The sequence below is a fragment of the Methanobrevibacter thaueri genome, assembly GCF_015062915.1.
GTDB classification, from domain to species: domain Archaea; phylum Methanobacteriota; class Methanobacteria; order Methanobacteriales; family Methanobacteriaceae; genus Methanocatella; species Methanocatella thaueri_B.
In genome coordinates this window covers 1-26,945 of record NZ_SUTJ01000005.1, presented here as the reverse complement: position 1 = coordinate 26,945, position 26,945 = coordinate 1, and the positions used below count along the sequence as shown (strand labels likewise).

Genomic DNA, 26,945 nt, shown 5'->3' with positions numbered 1-26,945 from the left:
TCTATCATTGTTATATAATCAATTATGGATTAAATCTAAATATGAGGTTGCGTAAATGAAGAAATCGAAAAGTATAATATTGTTACTAGCAATGGTAATGATATTAGGAATTTCTGCTGCTTCTGCAGCGGATATAGATAATACTTCAGACTCAGACGTACTGTCTGTGGAAGAAGCTACTATCGATGAGGTAGTTTCAGCTGACGCTGTTGACGAAGTCGCAACGGCCAGCAATGACGCAGAAGTGCTGTCTGCAGATGGAGACGGTAATTTCACCGAACTTCAAACCTCAGTTAACACCGGTATGGTCATGATGGACAAGGACTATGCCCGTGTTGAGGGAGAAAACGATATATCAATTACAAAAGATGTTACCATACTCGGTAACAATCACAAAATTGATGCTAACAATCTTGGTGGAATTTTTAGAATTAATTCAGGTTACACTCTGACATTAATTGGTGTGACCTTGATTAACGGTAACTCAGAATACGGTGGAGCTATTTATAACGATGGCGGATCTGCTACAATCGTTAACTCATATTTCCTAAACAACACTGCTGAGAAAAGTGGTGGGGCAATATACAATAATGCAGGTTCAATGAGTATAACTGGTTCTACCTTTGAGGGAAACGATTTGACTGACAGAACTGTAAACGGATATGGTGGAGCTGCAATTTACTCTAATGGTGGTACAATCCTCTTGTCAGGTGCTACAGTAACCAACAACTTAAAAGATATTGTTCACCGTGGAGGAACAGGAACATACACTGGTGATTTAAGCAGTGCTGCTGTTTCAAGTACAGGTTCTCTAACAGTAAGTGATTCATACTTTGAAAAGAATAGCGGTTCATACGGTGGAGCCATATTGAGCAATGGCGAAAATGCAATATTGCGTGTTGTTGGATCCACTTTCGTGGATAACTTTGCATTCAACGGAGGAGCTATAGACTTTGTAGGTAATGTTTACACTATTTCCAACTGTACCTTTAGGGACAATAAGGCTAGAGGCAGTGGAAGTACTACTTCTAACTATGCTAACGGTGGTGCAATCTGTGCACAAGAGTCAAACGGTGATTCAGTAATTGTGGACTGTATTTTTGAAAACAACTCCGGTGTAATTGGTGGAGCTATATCCAATACAGATTCTAAAGTAACCCGCTGTACTTTTATCAATAACACTGCACAAGCAAGTTACTCTGAAACATTCAACGGTAAAACTAATAACCGTGGAGGATTTGGTGCTGCAATATACAGCACTGAAAATATTGTAATTGAAGATTCTGAATTCAAAGACAATCTCAATACAAGAAAAGACTGTGTTCATATTCAAAATGCTGAAATCACTGGCTCTTCATTCGAAAACACTATCATCAATTTAAACAACAAAGGAACACTCACTGTGGCCAATAACACTTATGATAATGATGCAAAAGATATTGCAGGTGTTTCTAGTTCTAATGTTTATATTGGTGAAGGTCAAGTGCCTAAAGTGACTTCAGGTAGTGTTTATTCTCAAGCTGCTACTTTCACTGACTTGCAAGCTATGGTTGATAGTGGAACTACAAGTGCAATATTTTTAACCAATGACATTACCAAATTGGAATCAGAATATGATACTTTTGCTGATGGTGTAATCATCAATAGTAATGTAATTATAAACACTAATGGTTATACTATAACTTCCAACAGTGGTAAAGTATTCACTGTAAATGAAGATAAAACATTAACTTTAAGGGGTGCTGATATTGTTGGTGATGGTACTTCCGCTATCGATAACAAGGGTCAAGTAACTCTAGGTAAAGATTACACTTACACATTCACTAATGTAGGTGAATATGCTATTGATAACAAAGGTACCGTTTATGAAGCAAGTTTAACTAATTTCACTCAATTAGCCGACCTTATTGCATTGGTAAATGGTGGAGATGTATACATTGGATCTTCTAAAATAACTAAATCTGATAAGGAAAAAGAAGCATTTGCCGATGGTATTATTATTGAAAATGATTTAACCATCCGTGGTTTTGCTAACACTAATGGTATTATTTCATACATTGATGCTGCTAACAGCGGCAGAATCTTTTCAGTAAATGACGGTGCCACATTAACAGTTGACACCTTTATTCTCAAAAACGGTAATGCCGACTATGGTGGTGCAATCTATGTAGAAAGCGCAAATGCATTAGTTGTTAAAAATGTTGAGTTAATTAATAACACTGCTGTATACCGTGGTGGAGCAATCTACTCTGAAGGTACTGTTGAAATAACCGATTCCATCATTAAAGAAAATTACATCAGTAAACGAGATGGAGGAAGTACAGAAGATAAAGGTGGAGCAGCTCTATTTAACAACGGAGGAATCGCAACATTAGACAACGTTCAAGTTATTGATAACCTTAAGGACTATGTTAACGGTAATGTTCTTGATGGAGCGGTTGTCGCTATGGGCGAAACCACAATTACTAACTCTTACTTCGCTAACAACTATGGACGTTATGGTGGAGCTATAACTCAAACTGAAACAGATAAAACTTTAACTGTTGAAAACACTACTTTTGAAGACAATGTGGCAATCTTTGGTGCCGCTATTTATGATAGTGGTGCGCCTCTTGTTGTAAAAGATTGTAAATTCTACAATAATAGTGGTATCGGTCCTGGAAGTCCAGGTACTTCAAACAGTCAAGGTGGTGCAATTTTAGTGATGGGCACTAATGCTTCCGCTGACATTAAAGGATCAGAGTTCATTAACAACACTGCTGATTTGGGTGGTGCTGTAAGTTTAGCTGGTGCTGATGAAGATTCAATAATTGATGATTGTACTTTCATTGAAAACACTGCGACTACTAATGGTGGTGCAGTATACTACTGGTCCAATACATTAACAACTGATTTAGAAATCACCGATTCAACATTTACAGGCAACTCCGCTTCAGACGGTGGTGCAGTATACTTCTGTGGTTACTCTGATTTAGTTGTGACTGGTTCAGAATTCACTGATAACACTGCTGCATATGGTGGAGCAATTGAAAATGAAGGATTCGCAGGCTTAACTGTTGATGATTCTAAATTTATAGAAAACACTGCTACTACATCTGGAGGGGCAATAATATCTAGTGGTAATACTAGTGTTTCCAATTCAGTATTCGCTGATAATGAAGCTAATGTAGCTAACACAAATGCTATTTATATATATGCTTCTGATAACACATTAGCATTATCCAATAATACTATTACTGGCAGTGATGATGCACAAATCTTAACTAAAGCTGGTACTAGTGTAATAACTCCATTGAAAGTCAAAATCTTAGATAATGCAACTTACAATATTCATATGAGTCCATTCATTCTCAATGCTACAGTAACTGATGATAATGATAACTTAATCTTTGATTATAAATTCAGATTTGTTGTCGGTGACAAAGTAGTTGATGGCATTGATATTGATACAGCTGGTTTATACACCGCTACATTCACACCTACCGAATCAGGCACATTTGTTGTATCAACTAACCTTGAAGATACAAGTGAAGTTTTAACCGGTACTCTTAATGTTTACAGAACATTCACTGACCTGGCAAACATTATTGCTGGTGCTCAAGCTGGTGACACTATTGTCTTAGATGGTGACTATGCATACAATCCTGAATTTGATGCAGATTTAATTGCTGGTATCACTATAGACAAAGCAATAACTATTGATGGTAACGGATACACTATTAGTGGTAATAATACTGCAAGAATATTCAAAGTAACTGCTGCTACTACTATTGATAATGTAACAATTGCTGATGGTTATTATTCAGATAGTTATGGTGGTGCGGCAATTTATGCTACAGCAGCTTTAACTGCAACTAACACTAACTTTACAAACAATGGTGCAGCAGATCTTATAGATAAATCTGTTTATGGTGCTGTACGCACTTCAACCAGTGCTAGTTTTGATAATTGTATCTTCACCGACAACTACGGTCGTTGGGGTGGTGCTATAGGTGCTGAAGGTTCAGGCACTATAACAATCAAAAACTCCAAATTCGAAAACAACAAGGCTAGACAAGGTGGAGCAATCGATATTGAAGGTTACACCTTAAACATTGACAACACTGAATTTATTGGTAATGATGCTGTAATGCTTGGTGGAGCAGTTCACACTTCACAAGGTACAGCTACAACTGTTACTAACTCTAAATTCGAAAGAAACACTGACTATCAAGGTGGTGCAATCTGTTCTAAAGGATCCACTGGTTCATTAACTGTTGACAATTCTGAATTCATTGCAAATGAAGTGACTGGTACTGAAATGCCTAATAAAGAAACTTGGAGTAGTGGAGGAGCAATTTGGGTTGAAAACGAATTAACCTTAACCAACTCTAATTTCACAGCAAACAAAGCTGAATACAATGGTGGTGCAGTATATGTACAAGATGGAACTGTATCTGCTACTATTGATAATTGTAGATTTGAAAACAACTATGCTGGAGTTAACTACGGTGCAATCGTACTCTATGCTTTAACTAATACTGTGTCCAATTCTTACTTTGACAATAACTCTGCTAATGGTCAAGCAAATGCCATTACATTAAACAAAGGTAATTTAGAATTATCTGGTAACACTATTACTGGTGTTGATTCAGAAATTCTCGTCAAAGCAGGGACACTCACTTCTCAAATCAACATTACTGTGATGGATAATAAAACTCAAGACATTAACTCTGAAGTTGAGCTTTATGCTGCTGTCACTGATGATAATGGTAATGTCATTACTGATTCTGGATTTAAATTCCTAGTTGGCACTACTGAAGTTGCAGCAACATTCAATCCAGAAACAAAATATTATGAAGCTACATATAATCCAACCACTCTTGGTGAATATGTTGTAAACATGACTTATACTACTACAAATAATATAGTCGTTAAAACTGCAACTTTAAGATACATTAAAGGAACATTCACCGACCTAGCAAACATGATTGCTAATGTTGAAACCGGTAAGACTATTGTTTTAGATGGTGACTATACATACGACCCTGAATTTGATGCTGACTTAGTCGATGGTATCGTAATTGATAAAGACATTGCTATTGATGGTGATGGATACACAATTAACGGTAATAATGCTGCTCGTATCTTTAAAGTGACTGGAGGCAATACTCTCGCATTAACTGATGCTAGCTTAGTAAACGGTTATGCCGAATACGGTGGTGCAATCTATGTTGACGCTTCCACTTTAGTACTTGATAACTGTACTCTTGACTCAAACGATGTATTTGACTTAACTGGCAGCAACCCTAATGAACTTGGTGGTGCCGCTATACATGCTGTTGATTCAACAGTCACTATAACAGACAGTTACATAACCAACAATGGTGATAGAACTCTTGACCGCAGCGACAATAAAGTAATCAATGGTGCTGTAAACCTTATCAATTCCAACACTGAAATTACCGGAACCTTGTTTGAAAACAACATCGGTATCTATGGTGGAGCAGTCTTTGCAAAAGGCGGTTCATTGGAAGTTTCAGATTCTGAATTCATTAGCAACATCGCATATGTCGGAGCAGGAATCAGAACTGAAGGAACAACCTTGACTGTAACAGGTTCCAAATTTGAAGAAAACGAAGGAAGAGGTACTGGTAGTGAAGGTACAAGTAAGAATTCCGGTGCTGCAATCTGTTCCAATGGAGTTGCATCAATTAGCATCACTTCATCCAATTTCACAAGAAACAGTGCTGAAAACGGTGGAGCCATAAACACTAATGTAATAAGCTCATCCAATACAGTAGAAATCGACAACTGTATTTTCACCGATAACGTTGCAACCGAAAAAGGTGGAGCGATTTTGGTAAATAATGATGCTGCTGAAACCATAATTTCCAATTCCAACTTCACAGGCAACGACGGTGTATTTGGAAGTGCAATATTTAATTTAAAAACTCTTTCATTATCTAAAAACAACATTGACGAGGCAGGTGCTATTACTAGTGCTAGTGTAATCGCTTCCAAGGTCATTATCACTGTTTTGGATAACGAGAATGCAACATATAATATATATGATAAAATTACAGACTTCTATGCACAAGTAACTGATGATAATGGAAATGTCATCGTCACATCTGATAAAATACTTAAAATAGGATTCGGTACAAGCGTTCTCAATTTAGAATATGATGAAACCGACGGATTATATCATAAGGCCAATGTGAAAGTAGTTAAATCAGGTGCTCCTACTTTGCGTCCTGAAACTAAAAACTTATTCACTAACATAACATTTGAGTCACCATACATCACCGCTATAAAACTCAATGCTACATTAGAAGTCGAATATGAAAATGTCACCGATCAGGATGATGTTGTAATCGGCATTACATTGACCGGTAAGGAAGGTGAAACTGCTATTTCCGCCCCATCTGGTTCTTCAAAATTCACAATAACCGTCAATAATGTTCCATATTCAGTTAAAATCACTAAAGGTATCGGTAGTTTAACTATCTCAGATTTACCTGCTGGTAATTATGTGATTAATGCATCATGGACTGGAAACACTTATTATAATCCTATTGAACAATTATATAACTTGACTATCGGTCCTAAAAAAGGAACTTTCACTGATTTACAATACATAATCGATAACGATGAAACTGGTTTAGTGGTCTTACCATATGACTTCAAATATGATTCTGATTATGATGCTGACTTAGTTAATGGTGTTGTAATCGATAAAAACTTATATGTTCTCGGTAATGACTACACTATAGACGCTAATAACTCTGCAAGGATATTTAATGTAACCAATGGTGCTATATTCAAAATAGATGATGCTACATTAACAAACGGTCGTGCTGATTATGGTGGTGCAATATATGTTGATGCTGATTCATTCCTGAACACTCAAAATGTTGTGCTATACAACAACACCGCAACCTATCGTGGTGGAGCAATCTACTCTGAAGGTACTGTGGATGTTATGGATTCAGTATTGGATAGTAACGACATTACTTTCCGTACCAAAAACGATGATAACGGTGGAGCAGCAATCTACAACTTGAAAGGTGATTTATCCATTTCAAACAGTAACATAACCAATAACCTTAAGGACATTGTCATCCGTAACGGTAACGATGGTGACTTGCTTGTTGGTGTTGTAGTAACTTCTGGTTACACATTCATTGAAGACTCATACTTCGCTAACAACACTGGTTCCTGGGGTGGAGCTATTTCATCTCTCGGATACATGAACGATGAATCTTACTTATTATCAATTAAGAACTCTAAATTTGAAGGAAACAACGCTACCTTCGGTGGTGCAATCTTTGTTGAATCCTCAAAACTGGAAGTAGACAACTGTACCTTTGAAAACAATAAAGGTTTAGGTGTTGGTAGTTCTGGTACATCCAATACACAAGGTGGAGCTATTATCGTTCACCCTGCTCAGTCTTCTGTTTCAATAACTGATTCAACATTCATTGGAAACTCAGCTAATGTCGGTGCGGCTGTAAGTTTAAGCCGTGTAGATGGTGATTCAATAATCGAAAACTGTACATTCACTGACAACACAGCATCCAGTGAAGGTGGAGCAATCTATGGATACACAGTAGGAAAATTAACTGTTGCTAACTCAACATTCAGCGGCAACACTGCTCCTTGGGGTAATGCTATTTCAAACGATGGTATTTTAGTTTTATCCAATAACACTGTAAGCGGATCAAGCCCTGATATAGCAAACTACTACGGTACTATTGAATCAGAAATGAATATTGTTATCTTAAACAATGAAACAGTTACATTCACTGGCGAGACTTTAATTACTGCTAAAGTGACTGATGATAATAATAACCTAATCAAGGATATCAATTTCGTATTTGTTGTGAATGAAACAGAACTCGAAGCTAAATTCAATTCCACTTCAGGTTTATACCAAGCAGTTTATGAAAATGATAATGCTGGTTTCTTTGTAGTAAACATTACCTACAATGAGGAAGAAAACTTAGTTGTCAAAACAGGTACACTTAAAAACATTAAAGGAACATTCACTGACTTGCAAAATAAAGTAAATGCTGCTGATAACGAATTGTCCTTATCATATAACTTCACTTTTGTTGAAGGTATTGACGATGCGTTAATTAATGGTATTGTAATTGATAAAGCAATAACTATTAGCGGTAACGGATACACAATCAACGGTAACGATACCGCTAGAATTTTACAATTGAATACTAATGGAATCACTATTGACAATGTGACTTTCACCAACGGTTATGCAGATATGGACAGTACTAGTTCTGCTGACTGGGGTGGAGCAATCTATTCCAACGGTGCATATACCAATCACATAATCTCAAATTCCAGATTCTACAATAACACTGCTTACAATGGTGGTGCTATTTACTTGGCTGGAGATGACAGTAAAATTATTAACTCTACATTTGAAGACAACACTGCTAATGCATCCGGTGGTGCAGTATTCTTGTTTGGATGGGATTGTACTATTGAAGGATCCAATTTCACCGACAACACTGCAAATCAACTGGGTGGAGCTGTTGCGATGTACAGCAGTCATCCTGCAATAATCAGAGAATCCACATTCACCAAAAACATTGCTGGTCAAAACGGTGGAGCTGTTTCATGGCAAAGAGCAGCAGGCTCAATATTCGAGTCCACATTCATTGAAAACGAAGCAGGAGCTAACGGTGGAGCAGTATTCTGGGATGCTAATCCTGGTTCCGTTGCTGGCAGTGAATTCACAGGCAACATTGCCAATGGATTCGGTGGAGCAATATTTGTAAATGACAATGCTGGATTAACAGTTGCCAGCACATTCACTGAAAACGCTGCTTTAAACGGTGGTGCAATCGCAGCATTTGGTGACACTACTGTATATACTTCCACTTTCACTGAAAACTCTGCTGTTGATTATGGTGGAGCAATATTCGTAAATGATGGTGCAGAATTAGACATTAAACAATCCACAATAAAAGATAATACCGCTACTGTCGGTAACTCAATCTATGTAATGGATGGTACCGTTGATTCTTCAATCATCAATGCAACAATCTTGGATAACAAAACATGGGATGACACTGATTTAGGTGATATATACATACTTAATGCTACATTAACAGATGACAATGGCAATATGATTTATGATCCTAGTTTCAGATTCACAGTTGACGGCACTGTAATTGAGGATGTTCCATTATACGATGATGAAACCGGATTATACACAATACCATATTATATTGGAACCGCAGGTCCTAAAGTTGTTTCAACCAACTATGATGCTGAAAACCTTGAAATATTCACTGGTATCTTAGATGTTCCAAAAGCAAACATAACCGAATTTACTGTATTGACTATGGACACACTTGAAGGCGAAAACGCTACAATATGGATAACCTTAATCGGTGTCAATGACCAAGGTTTAAACTCCACTGTAACTGTAATCGTCAACAACAAGGAATATGCTGTTCCTGTTGAAAATGGTGAAGGTAACTTAACCGTTGAAGGTTTAACTCATGGCCAATACCCTGTTGTTGCAATGTTTGACGACCCTAGCTATAACCCTGCAATCAACTCATCCGTATTCTTTGTAAAAGGAAAATCAGTATTGAACATCACTGAACTCACTGTTGCTGAATATGGTGATGTAATTGAAATCGCTATCAATTTAACTGGCAGTGATGGCAAACCATTAACCGGCGTTGTTGTAGTTGATGATGTAATCAATGTCCTAGTTGAAAACGGTATTGGAACATTTGTCATCGACAATCAACCTGATGTGGGCAACTACACTTTCCAAGCTGTTTACGATGGTGATAATGACTACTTCGATGACTTAGCTATCTTTAACGTTACTATAAACACTAAAGTAATTGATCCTGAAGACATTGTTGTTGACATTCCAAACATCAACGAATTCGGCGAAGCTATTCCTATAACAATCACTTCCCCTGTTGACGGCACATACACTGTAAACATCAACGGCACTCCTGTTGAAGTTGAAGTCGTAAACGGTGTAGGTAATGCCACTATCACTCTTGATAAGCCAGGTATCTACAACGCAACCGTTGACATCGCTGATGAAGGATACAGCTTAGAAACAATCACAACTGATGAATTTGAATATTTAGTAACTCCTGAATTCAATGTTGAAATCACAGGAACCTACCCTGAAGCTGAAATCAGCATCATCGGTCCTGCAGGAACTTACCATATAACTATCGATGGAATGGAACCTGTTGACATTACACGTGAAGAATCCGGTCTTCCTTCTCTCGTAACAATCACTGATATGGATGCTGGTAACTACACTGCATTTGTATCCTTTGATGCACGCGATGAGTATTATGGTGATTATAAAGAGATTAACTTCACAGTAAACAAGGCTGCTTTAGATATTGAAGAACCTGAAGTAATCGGTGATAAAGTAATTGAAAGTCCAATCAACATTACTTTCACATTACCTGCTGATGTTGACCCTTCAAGTGTATCCGCATTCATGGACGGTACTCCTGTACCTATTGATGAGTTTGTAGTTAATGAAACCACTGGCGTCTACACTTTACCGTTAGACGGTTTCTCAGATGCTGTAGGCCACTTGTTCAGTGTTGAAGTGAATGACCCTAACTATGAGGAAGATGGAGCTCAAGTTACTTTCACAATTGAAAAGGTTGAAACCACCGTTACTATTAAGGTTAATGAGTCTGAAATTGGTGTCATGGGCGGATCTACTGTAAATGTTACAGTTTCCAATAATGCTGCTGGTTATCTTGTAATTGATAATAATGGTGTGATATCTGTTGTTGAAATTACCAATGGAACATACTCATTTGAAATCTATGACTTGCAAGCTGGTGAATACTACATCAACGCAACCTTCTTAGGCAATGACAAATATCTCAAGTCAAATGCAACCAAAGTGTTAAACATTCCTAAATCATCCGCAACTCCTGAAATCACTGATGTTACTGTTGAAGTAACCTTGGGAGAAGATGCTAGTGTTTTAGTAGACATGAACAATGACTTTGTCTCTGGTAATATCACAGTATTTGTTGATGGTGTTGAAAATCAAACAGTAGACCTTGATGATTATGGAACTGCTCTTGTTACAATTCCTGGATTGACAATAGGCGATCATACCATTGGAGTTAAATACAATGGTAATGACAATTTCAATGCATCCGATATTGTTGCTCATACTATCAATGTCGGCAAGGCTGGATCCAAAGTAACCATTGACCCTATTGACAATGTGACTTATGGTGAAGATGTATTTATATTATACACTGTTGATAATCAAACCAATGTTGTAATCACAGTTTTCGATAATACTGGCATAATTACTCCTGTAATGGAAACTGCTGATGGTATTATTGGTATTAAAGATTTAAAACCTGGCGATTACCAAATCATGATTGAAAACGAGGAAAGTGACGAGTATAAAGAAAGCTATGAGATGGGTTACTTCACTGTCGGCAAAGCCGCTTCAAGCGTAACCATTGTTGAAATTGATGATCTTGTCTATCCTGGAACTGGCGAAGTTCTTTATGAAATCGAAAATAAAACAGAAGAACAACTTATTATCCTAACCTTCAACGGTGCTGAAATAGAAGTCCAATATGACAATGAAAGCATTCAATTGACTGACTTGGCTGCTGGTGAATACAAACTCACTATTATAAATCTCGATGATGATTTATACAATGAAAGTGAATCATCCATAACATTCAAAGTATTGAAAGCTGACCCTAGATTCACTTCTGAAGTGGATGTTGGCGCTAAAGTTGGTGAAAATGTAACAATCACTGTTATTGCACCTGCTGACGCTACCGGTAATGTGTCTCTAGCTGTTGACGGTGAAATTGTCGCTATTGAAGTTCCTGTAGTTAATGGTACTGCAATTATTAATGTAACTGGTTTAGCTGCTGGTCACCACTCATATGACGTTTCATACGCTGGTGATGACAATTATAACTCTGCAACTGACGTCAACTCATTCGATGTTGCTAAGGCTGAAACCACTGTAACTATTGAAGTTGAAGGTGCCCTTGGTGTAATGGGTGGTGCAACTGTAAATGTTACTGTTTCTAATAATGTTTCCGGTTACCTTTCAATTGATAATGATGGTACAGTTTCTGTTGTTGAAATTACCAATGGAACCTATTCATTTGATATCTATGACTTGACAGCTGGTGACTACAACATCACTGTAACTTTCTTAGGAAATGACAACTATCTCAAGTCAAATGCAACCAAAGTGTTAAACATTCCTAAATCAAGTGTAACTCCTGAAATTAGTGAGAGCACACCTGAAATAACATTAGGAGAATATGCTGTTGTTCTAGTAGACATTGGTGATAATTTCGCTACTGGTAATGTTACCATATTTGTTGATGGTGTTGAAAATCAAACCGTAGCTCTTGATGAGAGTTATGGAATGGCTATGGCAATAATTCCTGGATTGACAACAGGCAATCATACCATTGGAGTTAGATACAATGGTGATAGCAACTACAATGCATCCGGCATTGTTAATACCACTGTCAAGGTCGATAAAGCTGATTCCAAAGTTACAATTGGTCCTATTGGCAATGTGACTTATGGTGAAGAAGTATTTATCTTATACACTGTTGAAAATCAAACCAATGTTAAAATCACAGTTTATGATAATAGTGGTGAAATTACTCCTGTAATGGAAACTGCTGATGGTATTATTGGTATTAAAGGTTTAAAACCTGGCGATTACCAAATCATGATTGAAAATGAGGAAAATGACGAGTATAAATCTAACTATACAATGGGTTACTTCACTGTCGGCAAGGCGGATTCCACTGTCACAATTGATCCTATTGACAATGTGACTTATGGTGAAGAGGTAATGATTTTATACAATGTTGATAATCAAACCAATGTTAAAATCATAGTTTACCATGCGGATGAAATAATTGAACCAGAAATGGTAACTGAAGATGGTCTCATTACTATTAAAGGTTTAACACCTGGTAATTATGAAATCTACATTGAAAACGAGGAAAGTGACGAGTATAAAGGAAGCCTTGCGATGGGTGAATTCACTGTCGGCAAGGCCGCTTCAAGCGTAACCATTGTTGAAATTGATGATTTTGTCTATCCTGGAACTGGCGAAGTTCTTTATGAAATTAAAAATAAAACAGAAGATCAATCCATTATCGTAACATTCAACGGTAATGTGATAGTCGTTCCTTATGATGAAGATAGCATTGAATTGACTGACCTCGCTGCTGGTGAATACACAATCACTATTAAAAATCTCGAAAATGATTTATACAATGGAAGTGAAGCTGCAATTTCATTCAAAGTAGTGAAAGCTAACCCTACCTTCACTTCAAACGTGACTGAAAACGCTAAAGTTGGTGAAAATGTAACAATCACTGTTCAAGCACCTGCTGATGCTACAGGTAATGTAACTGTAGTTGTTGACGGTGAAATCATCGGTGAAATTACATTAACTAATGGTGTTGCAAGTGTTAACGTAACCGGCTTGGCTGCTGGCCACCACTCCTATGAGGTAACATATGCTGGTGATGACAATTATGAAATCGCATCAGACCTCAACTCATTCGATGTGGTTAAAGTTGCTCCTGAAATCATAATTTCCGATCCTGAAAACCCTGTTGTTGGAAACTTAGTTCATGCTACTGTGACTGTTGCTGACGGAGACGCTACAGGATATATCATATTCAATAAAGTTGCTTACAAACTTGATAACGGTCAAGCAACCATTGATGTGGGCATTTCCGAAGCAGGAACACAAGTCATTACTGTAGAATACCTTGGTGATGACAAATACGCTAATGGCTCTGCTGATAAAGCATTTACTGCCGCTAAGGCACCTACTGAAATTACTCTTAGAGATGAAACACTCAACACAGTCGTTGACCGTGAGGTTGAAGTAGTATACACTATCAACCCAATGGTAAGCAAAGGTAATGTATCCCTTTGGATTGATGATGAGTTATACTATAATGAGGAAATTTCTCTATACACTGGTAGCATAGTCATTTCAGGTGAAAAATTCAAAAACAACGGTACTTACATTGTCAAAGTGCAATACATTGGCACAGATGACTATGCAGATTCAGAAAATGCTACATTAGTGGTCAACGTTGAAGATGAGACAGTAGTAATTAACATTACTGTTCCTGAAAACACTACTGTTCCGGTATTCAACATTACCGTGCCTAGTGATGCAACCGGTCTCTTGTTAGTTGACATTGACGGCAAACATTACTACGCACCAGTTGAAAACGGTACCGCAAGCATAACAGTTCCTGGTCTTGAACCTGGAAACTACACTGCTAACGTTACCTACACCGGTGATGAGTTCTATGATCCTGCAACCAAGACAGTTGAATTTACAGTTCCTGCAAATGCCGATGAAAACAGTATCACAATACCTGAAGGCGCAACCACTACAAACCCTACCTTCAGCATTGACTTGCCTAGCGATGCTACAGGTTACTTCGAAGTGGACGTTGACGGCAAGAAATATGTGGTTCCTGTTGAAAACGGTACAGCTAAGATTTCTGTTCCAGGACTTGCTCCAGGAAATCACAATGTTACTGTAAAATACTCTGGTGACAGCAAATACAACAGTATTTCCAAATCAACTACCTTAAAACTTAAGGAACCTGTTCCTAAACTCAGTGAAAACAAATACATTAAAGTTGTTTACTCCGGCAAGGCAACCTACAAGGTACGCTTGACCCTTGACGGTAAGGCTGCTGCTGGTAAGTATGTGACAATCAACTACAATGGTAAAAACTATAATGTGAAAACTGACAGCAAAGGATACGCAACCTTGAAACTCAACACTAAGGTAAAACCTAAGAAATACACTGTCACAGCGACATACAAAGGAGTTAAAGTAACCAGTAAGGTTAAAGTAAAACACGTTATCAAGGCCAAAAACAAGAAGGCTAAAAAATCCAAGAAACTTAACCTCTACGTTAAGTTGAAAAAGGTTGACGGAAAAGTTCTCAAGAACAAGAAAGTCAAACTTAAATTCAAGGGTAAAAAGTACACTGCCAAAACCAACAAGAAAGGTAAAGCTAAATTCACTATCAAGAAGAAAGTGATGCAAAAGCTTAAAAAAGGCAAAAAGTACAAATACAAAGTCTACTATGGCAAAGATAAAGTGACCAAAAAAATCAAAGTTAAAAAATAGAGATTTTCATTAATCTCTATACTTTTTTTATTTTTTAATGCTACTCATGTAGATTAGCAGATTCCTTAATTTCAATATTTATCTATACTTTAATTAAAATTAATTTTCAATCAACAATTAGCAATGTTGTTAACATCATTTCAATTTAATTGATCATAAAACCAATTAAATACACATTATTTTTCATCCGATTTTCCCGATCTTTTCGCCATTACTAATTTTTATATAACATTAAAAATAGAAATTAAATCATTAATATATTGGTGATTAAATGAGAATACTTCTTATTCATTCTGATTATTTAAACTACACTGTGAAAAAAGAAACACCTGTAGCCGAGGAAATTGAGGAAGCCAAAAAAGAAGGCTCCTTTGACGATTCCCTAGTAGTGTTTACAGCTGTTGAAAAAGACGACGAAAATAATCCAGAAGGTATTGTTGAAAATCTAGTTAAAGAAGTTTTAAAAACTAATGATCAAGTTAATGCTGAAAATATTGTTTTATATCCATATGCTCACTTATCTTCATCATTAAGCTCTCCAAAAGTTGCCGTTCAAATCCTCAAGGATGCGGAACAGGCACTTTTAGCTGAAAACTTAAGCGTTAAAAGAGTACCTTTCGGATGGTATAAGGCTTTTGAGATTTCCTGTAAAGGACACCCGTTAAGCGAACTTTCAAGATCAATAACAGCCGACAAGGAAGAGGCTAAAGTCGAAAGAAAACCTTCCAAATGGCAAATTCTTGAAGGGGACAAAATCACTCAAATCGATGACTTTAACTTTGAAAACCATGCATTCAAGCAACTTGTAGACTATGAGCTTGGACGTGGAGCATCCGATGAAGGCGAACCGCCACACGTTAAAATCATGCGTGAAAAGGAAATCTGTGACTATGAACCGGCCTCTGATGTCGGTAACCTCAGATGGTACCCTAAAGGAAAACTCATAAGAGACCTTTTATCAGATTACGTTTATGACCTGACCGTAGACCGTGGTGCAATGCCTGTCGAAACCCCAATCTTCTATGACTTGGACAATCAGGCAATCTACGAGCATGCATACAAGTTCGGTGAAAGACAATACAGAACCGACACCAAGAAAAACCTCATGCTCAGATTTGCGGCATGTTTCGGTGCATTCAGACTAATGAGCGATTCATACCTTACCTGGAAAAACTTCCCGGCAAAAATCTTCGAATTGACCAGATACAGTTTCCGTTATGAGAAAAAAGGAGAAGTTGTCGGACTTAAAAGGTTAAGGGCATTCACAATGCCTGACTGCCACTCATTCTGTACAGACGTACATGCATCACTTGAGGAATTCTCCCAACAAACCGACATGTGTATGCAGACCGGTGTGGACTTGAACCTTGACTTTGAAGTGATTTTCAGGGCAACCCAGGACTTCTTTGAAGAAAACGAGGAATGGATGTATGAGATTGCAAGAAAATTCAACAAACCAATCCTCTTGGAGATCTTACCTGAAAGACACCATTACTGGGTATGTAAAATCGACCTTGCAAACATTGACGCATTAGGACGCCCAATCGAAAACCCAACCGTTCAAATAGACGTTGAAAGTGGTAAGAGATTCGACATCACCTACCTTGGTGAAGACGGCAAACAGCACAACCCAACAATCCTTCACACTTCCCCAACCGGAAGTATCGAAAGGGTATTGTGTGCAATGCTTGAAAAAACCGCAATCGAACTCGATGAGAAAGCTCCAATGCTTCCAACATGGTTAAGCCCAATCCAAGCAAGGATCTTGACAATCAGTGAAGCACACAAGGAATTCGCTGAAGAGCTATACAGCAAAATCAATGCAGCAAACATCCGTGTTGACATTGACGACAGGGATGAAAGCGTAGGTAAGAAAATCCGTAATGCATCAAAAGAATGGATACCATACATTTTTGTTGTAGGAGACAAGGAAGTCGAATCAGGCAAATTCCAAGTGACTGTACGTGAAACCGGCGAAAAGGTTGACATGACAGTTGATGACTTAATAAATGAAATTAATGCTAAATGTGAAGGAAAACCATTCAGAAGATTACCTTTACCAAAAGATATCTCAAGAAGGATTAACTTCCAATAGTTTATTAAAAATAAAAATTATAGTATAATATGGAGGAAATTTAATGGACCCAATGTATAGAATAGGAGAAGCTCTTATTGGAGACGGCCCTGAATTAGCACACGTTGACTTATTAATCGGTGACAAGCAAGGACCAGTCGGTCAAGCTTTCGCTAATGGTTTATCAAACCTTTCCGTAGGCCACACTCCACTAACAAGTGTAATTAGACCTAATTTAATGACCAAACCAGCTACTTTAATCATTCCTAAAGTAACTGTTGGAGATTTAGACGACGCAAGTAAAATATTTGGACCTGCACAAACCGCAGTTGCAAGAGCAGTTGCAGATGCAGTTGAAGATGGATACATCCCAAAAGACATAGTAGAAGACATTGTAATTAACGTAAGCGTATTCATTGACCCTTCAGCGGAAGATTACAGAAAAATCTACCAATACAATTACGGAGCAACCAAATTGGCAATCAGAAGAGCAATGGAAGGATACCCATCCATCGAAAAAGTGCTTGCAGAAAAAGACCGTGGAACTCACCCAATCATGGGATTCAAAGTCAAAAAACTCTGGAGCCCACCATACTTGCAAGTTGCACTTGACCTTGACAACGAACAAGCAATGGAAAGAATCATCAACGACTTACCAGACAACGACAGGATCCTACTCGAAGCAGGTACTCCACTTGTTAAAAAATTCGGTGTTGGAATTATCGGAAAAATCAGAGCTTTACGTCCAGATGCATTCATTATTGCTGACTTAAAAACTTTAGACGTTGGTCGTGTGGAAGTTAAAATGGCAGCAGATGAAACCGCTGATGCAGTAGCTATTTCCGGTCTCGGTACCGTTGAATCTATCGCAAAAGCAATTCATGAAACCCAAAAACAAGGTATCTACTCCATCCTTGATATGATGAACGTTGCTGAGTTTGAGAAAAAACTGGCAAAATTGCCTGAAGACTTAAAACCAGACATTGTATTGTTACACAGAAACGTTGACATGGAAACCTACAGGGCAGAACACGGTGAAGACACCAGTGACATGACCGAATGGGGTAACATTAAGGATATCAAAGCTGCACTCGGCGCTAAAGGTTTAGTTGCTGTTGCAGGTGGTATCAAACCTAACAACGTTGAAGAAGCAATCACAAAAGGCGCTAACATCATCATTGCAGGTAGATACATCATCGGTTCAAGAGATGTAAGAAGAGCTGCACAAGACTTCTTAGAACATTTCGACCCAGATCCAGACAACATGAGACTTGCAATGGATGAAGACGAAAACATTGAAGTTAAAGACGAATAAGTAAATTAGATTAACTTCTAATTTACCTTTACTATTTTTTTTAAAAAAAGGTGTAAATTATGGGATTTTGTAACTCATGCGGACAGCCAATCGTAAAAGAAGATTACGGTACAAACAGGGATGGAAGTCTAAATCCTGATTACTGTAAAAAATGTTTTGAGAATGGTGAGTTCACCGAACCGGACATAACCCTTCAAGAGATGATTATCCGCAAAACTAAAGAAATGATGGAGAAAAACCCAGACCTTGCTGAAACTCAAGCTACTGGAATCACTGCCATGTTCATTCCGGGTTTGAAAAGGTGGAATCCTGAATTTCAGGACGATTATAAAACTCTCTAGCTTTTGTTCAATATAAACTCTCTAACCTTATTGGCTATGAATTCATCATGGCTTTTTTCTGTTTTTACTTTATATAGCTCATCGCTTAACTCGTTGTATTTGTCAACAAGATCATTGTATTCCAAGCGTAGGCTTTCATAATCTTTTTCCAAATCCTCATTCATTTCAAAGATTTCCGCATAGCTTGTTTTGGTGTTGAGGTTTTCCTGTTTCAGGTTATCGTATTTTGCTGAAACGTTGTGGTAGCTTTCGCGGATGCTTGCATGCTCATCTTTAAGGTTGGACCATTTGGTTTTAAGGTTCTTGTTTTCTTCCTTGATGCTTGAGTACTTGGTTTTAAGGTTCTCGTTTTCGGTTTTGATGTTGACGAATTTTGTCTTGAGGTTTTCGTTTTCTATAATTAGTTTGGAATGCTTATCCTTGATGGTTTCGTTTTCCTTTTTAAGAGTGTCTATGTTGTTTTGGTGGAGTGATTCATACTTGTTTTCCATTTCGGATAAAGCTTCAATTTTTGATGCTAGTTCCGCTTTCAAATCTTCGATTTCCTTTTCATATTCCAAAGCAGATGAATTATTGTTTTCACTTAATTTCCTTTCCAATTCCTTCACTTCCTCAACATATAAATAGTTAGCCACTCTTAAAGCACCGATTTCGTCCTCTCTGTTTTTGAATTCCTCGATTTCCGAACTAGGGATTATGAGAACTGGTTCCTTATTTTCATATATGTCTTCATTTTTTGGCACAGTGATTTGGATTTGTTCTGTGGTATATTTCTTTTTCTCACCGCTTTTCAGTGTCCTATTGTATTCCCTAGAATACTTTTTCACAATGCCGTTCCCATATCTCATAGTTTTCCCCTAATTATTAACATTATAACTTTGTTTCTTTAATCTAATAAATATTTGCCAAAGTATTTTAATTATTTTCTCTAAAATTATCTTCATGAAAGTTTTTGGAATTTGTGCAAGTCCGAGAAACGGCACCACAGACTATGTTTTATCTGAGGCATTGGCCAAACTTGAAAGCCATGGATTTGAAACAGTTTCTTTCAATTGCCATGGAAAGGATTTAAAGCCCTGCATGCATTGCGATTACTGTCTGGAGCATAAGAAATGTGTGATTCAGGATGACATGGGTGAGGTTTATGATAACCTTCAGGATGCAGACGGCATAATCCTTGCAACACCTGTCCAGTCAGGTTCGGTTTCATCAAACATGTCAATCATCACGGACAGGACCCGTGCACTTGAGGCCGTTGACTACAATCTCCTCAGGGGAAAGATAGGCATGAGCATTGCCGTTGGAGGCGACCGCACAGGAGGGCAGGATTTCGCCCATCTGTCAAATATAACGTACTTCATGATACATGGAATAATCCCTGTCAGCGGAGGGCCTTTCGGATCTAATTTGGGAGCATCCTTCTGGTCACAGGACTCAATTGATGAAATAAGGCAAGACACTTACGGCATGGAGTCATTGGAGAGGACTGTAAGGGAATTTGAAAATTTCTTAAATAAATATATTTAAATATTATAATCAAGTTAAAATAGATTAAAAAACTTTTTTTAAGGTTATATTATGGCTAACAAATTGGTAAGGGGCAGTTTGATAATTCTCATAGGTAACATAATTTTCCGTATTGGAGGTTACGTATACCGTTTTCTTATGGCTATACTCTTAGGACCTACTGCTTATGGTATATTGGGAATCACACTGCCGTTTCAGGGAATATTCCAGACCTTGTCCGCTGGAGGCCTTCCTCCTGCAATAGCAAAGTACGTTGCAGAGTATGAGGCCGTTGACGAGAAGGATATGGCAAGGCAAACGATTTACACAGCCTTGAAGATAATGGTCTTTTTGGGATTCTTCTTTGGGGTACTCATGATTTTTGTCGTTGCCCCATGGCTCGCCTATAACTACCTTGGCAAGCCTGCAGCATTGATTCCCTTGCAGATTGTTGGTCTAATCACACCATTCAGCGTAATTGTCGGCGCATTCAGAGGCGCATTTCAGGGCGTCTACAAGATGGAGTATATCGTATACACCCGTGCCGTTGAACAGTTGGGAATGATTCTCTTTGCAACAGCATTCGTTCTCATAGGATTATCCACTGTCGGGGCATTATGGGGTACAGTTCTAGGCTATTCCCTCTCTGTTGTTGCTGCAGTTTACATCTTCAAGTTCCACATGGGCAAATTGATACCTCCTGCAAGCGAGGACTTTGTATTCACCCGCAAGGACGAGATGAAGCTTGCCGGAACACTTGTCAAGTTCTCAATCCCTGTTATCATTACAGCCATTGCAGAGATGCTCATCTATAACATCTGCACAATAGTCATGGGAAGGTTCTTGACATTTGACGATATCGGATTTTTCGCAGCAGCTGATCCTATTGCACGCCTGCCTTTAATCATTTCCATATCCATTGCAACCACAATCCTGCCGGCATCATCTGAAGCGTTTAAATTAAAAGACACTAAAACCCTGCAGAAATATGTTTCAGAAGCATACAAGCTTTCCCTGCTGTTTGTTGTTCCTATGTGTGTTGGACTTGCAATGTTCGCGTCCCCTACATTGAGGATCCTGTACTTTAAGAACCCTGCCTATGTTGCAGGTGCAAGCGCATTGGCAATACTGTCAATAGGTATGACATTCTATTCCATATTCGCAATCTCAACAAGCATCATTCAGGGAATCGGAAACCCTAGAATACCAATGTACATTCTTGTTGGCGGAGCTATCGTCACAGGTATCCTGAACTGGATCATGGTTCCAAGCATGGGCATTGCAGGAGGGGCATTGGCTACAAGCGTTGCATGTCTTTTGATGATGGTACCGTGTGTCTATTTCGTATTCAGACTAACCAAGACAAAGGCACCTACCGCTTCCATAGTCAAAATTATAGTTTCATCATTGATAATGGGCCTTTTTGCATTTTTCGTTATTCCAAAAACCACATTATGGTTGTTCCCTGGAATTTTCGCCTGCGTAATCGTTTATTTCTTTGCATTGATATTGGTCAAGTTCTTCAAGAAAGAGGAAATTGAAAGTTTAAGACGCTTCTCTTCAAGATTAGGGCCGTTGGCTAAAATAGTCAATAAGGTTTTAAGTTTCATTGAGAGATTGGAATTCAGAGACTAAACTATTTAAAATATAAAATAGATAAATAATATCATTATATTTCGGGGGACTTATAATATGGCTGATGTAAGTGCAGGTGTCGAATATAAAATCAATGTGGATGGAAACTCTTTTTTACTTGACAGTAAAAAATACCAGCTGCTCGAGTCCATTTTGGAAACAGGTTCCTTAACAAGCGCTGCTAAGGAAATAAAGGTTTCATACAGGACAGCTCTAAACTACATTGAAAAGATTGAAGGGACACTTGATGTTAAAATTGTAAATACAACAAAAGGTGGAAAAGGTGGAGGTGGAGGAACCGCCCTAACCGAGGAAGGTTACTCTATCCTTAAGGAATGTAAAAAGATCAACGCCATCATGGAGCTTCACAAGGATGTCAACGAGATTGAAGCTGAAATAGTTGACATCAACGACGTTAAGGGTGTAATGACCATTAAGATGGAAAGCTTCCAGGTCAATGCTCCATTGAACAGGAATTATGAGATTGGAGACCATATCCTGGCCTTGATTAGTTATGACAACATCTTCCTTATGCTTGAGCCGCAGGCTTCAAGTATCCGTAACATCCTTAAGGGCCAAATCATTGAGATGAGGCTTGAAGGCGAAATCATCCGTGTAAAGGTGGATGTTGGCGGAGTTGTCTTATGTTCTGACATTACAGTTTCCGCTGAAAAGGAATTGAATCTCAGCATTGGAAAAGACATCTATGTTGGATTTAAAGCAATGTCCGTTGCAACTTTAAAGTTATAAGTGATAATTATGCCGTTACAGATTTTAGTTGATGAGGAGAAATGCATAGGTTGCGGAGAATGTGCCGAGATTTGCCCCAAATCCGCTAAAATTTGGAAGGTTGGTCGCGTTGCACGTATATTGGATTTAAGATATTGTCATGTTTGTACAATATGTGCAATGAAATGCCCTACAGACTGTATTACAATCATACGTCCGGGTGAAGAACCTTAAATCCTTTAATGTAAAATCAATTATTCGATAGGTTAAACTATGACTAGAATTTCAAATGTTTCAAGAAAGACATCAGAGACAGATATAACAATAAAAATGAATCTTGATGGGGAAGGTAAGTACAGCATTGACACTGGAGTCAACTTCTTCAATCACATGCTTGAATCATTTTCAAAGCATTCCATGATAGATTTGGACATCAAGGCAACCGGGGACATTGAAATTGATGACCACCATACAATAGAGGATGTTGGAATCCTTCTTGGTGAAGCTTTCCTTGAAGCAATCGGCGACAAGAAGGGAATTAAAAGGATGGCACATGCGATAGTGCCTATGGACGAGTCAGTCTCAACAGTGGCAATCGACATTAGCGGAAGAAGCTACTGCAACATGACACTGGACTTTAAAAACGAGAAGATTGGTGACATGACCGCTGATATAGTCATTCACTTTTTCGAGTCATTTGCCGCTTCAGCAAAGCTCAACATCTACGGAACAGTTGAGGGTGCAAATGACCACCATAAGGCAGAGGCCGTTTTCAAGGCTTTCGCAAAGGCTTTAAAGGAAGCAATCAAAATAGAACATGATCAGATTCCTTCTACAAAAGGAGTATTATAGCTAACCAATTAGTTATCTTTTTTTATTATTTTTAATTAAATTATTTTTTTAAGAAATAGTCTGTTTTTTTGTGGCGTTAAGTTTTGTAAAAAAAAGAAAAAATGAAAAAGTAGCGGTTTGCTACTTATTCTGGTTTTGAGATTAAGTCTGTTTTACAACCTGGGTTTCCTTCTTTCATGTGAGGGGTTCTTAAAACAGTATCATTTGCTTTTTCAATGTCTCTAGCTTCTTGAGCTAATTTAGCAGCGCATGCAGCAATTTCGTGAGCAGCAGCTACTAAAGGAATGAAGTTTTCGTAACCTTTGGTCATGAAACATCCTTTCATGTCTAAGTTAGCAACAGATCCAGCCATTTCGTATGCAGCAATAGCTTTTGCTTTTGCGTATGGGTTTGCGAATCCGCCAGCTTCTGCAGCTTTTTCAGCAGTAATAATGAGTTTAGGTAATTCGATTTCACCTGCTTCTGCTTGTGCGATTACGTCGTCAATGGTTTTTTGGACTAATCTTAATGCACCGGTTTCTGCGAGTACTTTTAAGATGTCGGAGTTGAAAATAGCCATTTCAGTTGGGTCTAACCATTCTCTTTTTGCACCGATCATTGGGTCGGACATAACGATGATGTAACCGAGACCTTGTTCGTCCATTTCATCTTTTTTACCTTTACCAGGTGCGTCACCAACGATAATAGCAGGGATGTCTTTTTCAGATAATAATTCTCTTGCTTTAGCTGGACCAGGTGCTCCTGGGTTTGGGCTAATGAAGATTGCGAAGTCAGGTTCGAAAGCGTCTATTTTAGGTACAACGTCTTCTACTTGTTCTGGGTTCATTTTTGCTCCAGATCCAAAGGTTCTAACATCGATGTTTGGTCTGTCTGCTCTTTCGTCTAACAATAGGTCAATTACTGGTGAAGTACCAATATTACCACTTTTAATAATAGCAATTTTAACTACCATAATTAATCTCCTTATTTGATATATTAAACTTTAATTAGAAAACTATTTAAATTTTATTATTTAAAAATTTTAATCAATAATTAATTTTTTTTCTAAATATTGTTCAGTGAAATAAAATAACTATTGGATTATTGAATGTTGACATAATTTTAGCTAAATTTCTTGTCATAAAAATTAATTTAAAGGCAGTAATTTCACTATTAAATTAATGTAAAACAGCTATAAAATTATCATGAAAGTAGTTAAAATTTTAGTAAAAATAGAATGTGAGTGGTTCCGACGAGACTCGAACTCGTGATCCCCTCCTTGTAAGGGAGGTATCATACCAACTAGACCACGGAACCAACAAACAATATTATGAATTTACTATTATATAAACCTTTCTATTTTTGAAAATTCAACTAAAAAATTTTATAAAATAATAACAATATATAATAACATATAAAAAAATGACGTGATAAAATGGCGTGGGATGACAAAGAAACAAAAGTTTGGATAGACGGAGAATTCGTAGATTGGAAAGATGCAAACATATCAGTACTTTCACATGTGGTTCATTATGGAACTAGCGTATTTGAAGGTATTCGTGCATACTCCAATGAAAACGGGGTTGCAGTGTACAGACTGGAAGAGCATGTGCAAAGATTATTCGATTCAGCAAAAATTTACAAGATGGACATTCCTTTCACCCAAGAGGAAATCGCAGAAGCAATCCTTGAGACTCTTCGCGTCAACGACCTAGGCGGATGTTACATACGCCCAATCGTATTCAGAGGATATGGAGAACTTGGAGTAAATCCTTTAGGATGTCCGGTCAATGTTGCAATTGCTGCATGGGAATGGGGATCATACCTCGGAGAGGAAGGAATGGCAAACGGTGTGGACATTGGAGTGTCCTCCTGGAGAAAGCCAGCACCTGACACCTTCCCGACACTTGCAAAATGTGGTGCAAACTACATGAACTCACAGCTTGCAAAACTCGAGGCACTCGACAACGGATTTGACGAAGCAATCATGCTTGACTATGAAGGACACGTTTCAGAAGGAAGCGGAGAAAACATCTTTTTAGTTGAAGGGGACAAGCTATACACTCCAGCAATGTCATCTTCCAACCTCAAGGGAATCACAAGGGATTCCGTAATGACAATTGCACGTGACCTTGGTTATGAAGTTATTGAGGAAACAATTTCAAGAGAAAGATTATACATAGCTGACGAAGTATTCTTCACAGGAACCGCTGCAGAAGTAACACCAATCCGTTCAATCGACCACAGAACAATTGGAATCGGTAAAAGAGGACCAGTAGCAGAAAAAATACAAAAAACATTCTTTGACATTGTTGAAGCAAAAGCAGAAGACAAATACGGTTGGTTAAGTTATATTTAAGCGGTGTAGACAATGGATATACTTCAGGGAATTATAATCGGTATAGTTCAGGGATTAACTGAATTCCTGCCGGTTAGCAGTTCCGCCCATTTGGTATTTATTCAAAATCTTTTAGGTGTTGAAAGCTCACTCGCTTTCGACACATTCCTGCATTTAGGAACATTGATAGCAGTCCTGTGGTATTTCAGGTATGACATCTACAAGATGCTCAAGTCCTGGTGGCTAAGCATAGGCGACATCCTTCAGGGAAGATTCAAGGAAGGGTTCTACTCAGATCCATACAAGAGGCTTGCATGGTATGTGATTCTCGCCACAATCCCTGTTGGAATTGTTGGAGTATTGTTTGAGGACTCTGTGGATGCATTGTTTTCAGGTGCACTGTACGTTCCGGCATTTTTCCTATTTGTAACAGGAACAATCCTTTACCTGTCCCAAAGAATGACAAGCGGTGAAATCAATTATGATACAATCACTAAAAAGGAAGCATTGTTCATGGGATTGGGTCAGGCATGTGCGATTCTGCCGGGTCTTTCACGTTCCGGTACAACAATCGCTGCAGGTTTAACAATCGGACTTGACAAGGAATTTGCCGCTAAATTCAGTTTCATATTATCCATTCCAGCAATTTTTGGAGCATTTATATTGCAAGTTAAGGACATTGGATCTGCAATGGATGCAAACTTCCTACCGGTATTCCTGGGATTCGTAGCGGCCATTATTGCAGGTTACATGGCTATTAAATGGATGCTTGATTTAATACAGAATAAGAACCTTGATATATTTGCCTACTATTGTTGGCTGATGGGTTTAATAGTATTCATGGGCTCAATCGCTCACATATTCTAGATGTATCCTTATACATCTAACTTTTTTTTTAGGGTGTCCGCCAAAATTAAATTTTGGCAGATTTGTTTGATTTTTTTTAAAATATTGTTACATCGAGTTTTAATTGG

The 26,945-nt window shown here is 38.0% G+C and carries 13 protein-coding genes and 1 tRNA gene; 11 read left to right on the top strand and 3 right to left on the bottom strand.

All coding sequences use genetic code 11. The features are described 5' to 3' along the window. The first annotated feature begins 55 nt into the window (after positions 1 to 55). The 4 genes from E7Z78_RS04660 (at position 56) to E7Z78_RS04645 (ending at position 18,932) form a co-directional block, all read left to right on the top strand. Positions 56 to 15,202, top strand: coding sequence for an Ig-like domain repeat protein (locus E7Z78_RS04660; protein ID WP_303724014.1), 15,147 nt, complete (start codon positions 56 to 58; stop codon positions 15,200 to 15,202). Between the two features lie 271 nt (positions 15,203 to 15,473). After that, positions 15,474 to 17,297, top strand: coding sequence for a threonine--tRNA ligase (locus E7Z78_RS04655; protein ID WP_303724013.1), 1,824 nt, complete (start codon positions 15,474 to 15,476; stop codon positions 17,295 to 17,297). A 52-nt stretch (positions 17,298 to 17,349) separates the two neighbouring features. Next, positions 17,350 to 18,591, top strand: coding sequence for a bifunctional 5,6,7,8-tetrahydromethanopterin hydro-lyase/3-hexulose-6-phosphate synthase (locus tag E7Z78_RS04650; protein WP_303724132.1), 1,242 nt, complete (start codon positions 17,350 to 17,352; stop codon positions 18,589 to 18,591). A gap of 59 nt (positions 18,592 to 18,650) precedes the next feature. Beyond that, on the top strand, positions 18,651 to 18,932 hold the full coding sequence (locus E7Z78_RS04645; protein WP_303724012.1) for a zinc ribbon domain-containing protein: 282 nt from the start codon (positions 18,651 to 18,653) through the stop codon (positions 18,930 to 18,932). Here E7Z78_RS04645 and E7Z78_RS04640 read toward each other — a convergent pair. Beyond that, complete coding sequence (locus tag E7Z78_RS04640; protein WP_303724011.1) at positions 18,929 to 19,780, bottom strand: phosphoserine phosphatase; 852 nt, start codon at positions 19,778 to 19,780, stop codon at positions 18,929 to 18,931. The two genes, E7Z78_RS04645 and E7Z78_RS04640, sit on opposite strands and share 4 nt — an antisense overlap. A gap of 94 nt (positions 19,781 to 19,874) precedes the next feature. Here E7Z78_RS04640 and E7Z78_RS04635 point away from each other — a divergent pair, with 94 nt between their 5' ends. The 5 genes from E7Z78_RS04635 to hisB are packed head-to-tail and all read left to right on the top strand — an operon-like array spanning position 19,875 to position 23,654. Continuing rightward, positions 19,875 to 20,459, top strand: a complete 585-nt coding sequence (locus E7Z78_RS04635; RefSeq protein ID WP_303724010.1) for a flavodoxin family protein — start codon at positions 19,875 to 19,877, stop codon at positions 20,457 to 20,459. Positions 20,460 to 20,510: 51 nt separating this feature from the next. Then, entirely contained in the window at positions 20,511 to 22,073 is a 1,563-nt protein-coding gene (locus tag E7Z78_RS04630; protein ID WP_303724009.1) for a flippase, read from the top strand. Between the two features lie 57 nt (positions 22,074 to 22,130). After that, a complete protein-coding gene (locus tag E7Z78_RS04625) occupies positions 22,131 to 22,823 on the top strand; it encodes a TOBE domain-containing protein (RefSeq protein ID WP_303724008.1) in 693 nt (230 codons plus the stop codon). Positions 22,824 to 22,832: 9 nt separating this feature from the next. Further along, complete coding sequence (locus tag E7Z78_RS04620) at positions 22,833 to 23,036, top strand: 4Fe-4S binding protein (protein ID WP_303724007.1); 204 nt, start codon at positions 22,833 to 22,835, stop codon at positions 23,034 to 23,036. Positions 23,037 to 23,075: 39 nt separating this feature from the next. After that, positions 23,076 to 23,654 carry an imidazoleglycerol-phosphate dehydratase HisB gene (gene hisB / locus E7Z78_RS04615; protein ID WP_303724006.1) on the top strand — a complete coding sequence of 193 codons (579 nt, stop codon included), beginning with the start codon at positions 23,076 to 23,078 and terminating at the stop codon, positions 23,652 to 23,654. 124 nt (positions 23,655 to 23,778) lie between these two features. On the opposite strand, the gene E7Z78_RS04610 is transcribed toward hisB, so the two are convergent. Beyond that, positions 23,779 to 24,606 (bottom strand): F420-dependent methylenetetrahydromethanopterin dehydrogenase, encoded by an 828-nt coding sequence (locus E7Z78_RS04610; RefSeq protein ID WP_292804645.1) that lies wholly within the window; start codon positions 24,604 to 24,606, stop codon positions 23,779 to 23,781. A gap of 271 nt (positions 24,607 to 24,877) precedes the next feature. Beyond that, a tRNA-Val gene (locus E7Z78_RS04605) sits at positions 24,878 to 24,950 on the bottom strand. A 118-nt stretch (positions 24,951 to 25,068) separates the two neighbouring features. Between E7Z78_RS04605 and E7Z78_RS04600 the strand changes: the two genes are divergently transcribed. Beyond that, positions 25,069 to 25,992 (top strand): branched-chain amino acid transaminase, encoded by a 924-nt coding sequence (locus E7Z78_RS04600; protein ID WP_303724005.1) that lies wholly within the window; start codon positions 25,069 to 25,071, stop codon positions 25,990 to 25,992. A 12-nt stretch (positions 25,993 to 26,004) separates the two neighbouring features. Continuing rightward, positions 26,005 to 26,838, top strand: a complete 834-nt coding sequence (locus tag E7Z78_RS04595) for an undecaprenyl-diphosphate phosphatase (RefSeq protein ID WP_303724004.1) — start codon at positions 26,005 to 26,007, stop codon at positions 26,836 to 26,838. Positions 26,839 to 26,945: the final 107 nt, after the last annotated feature.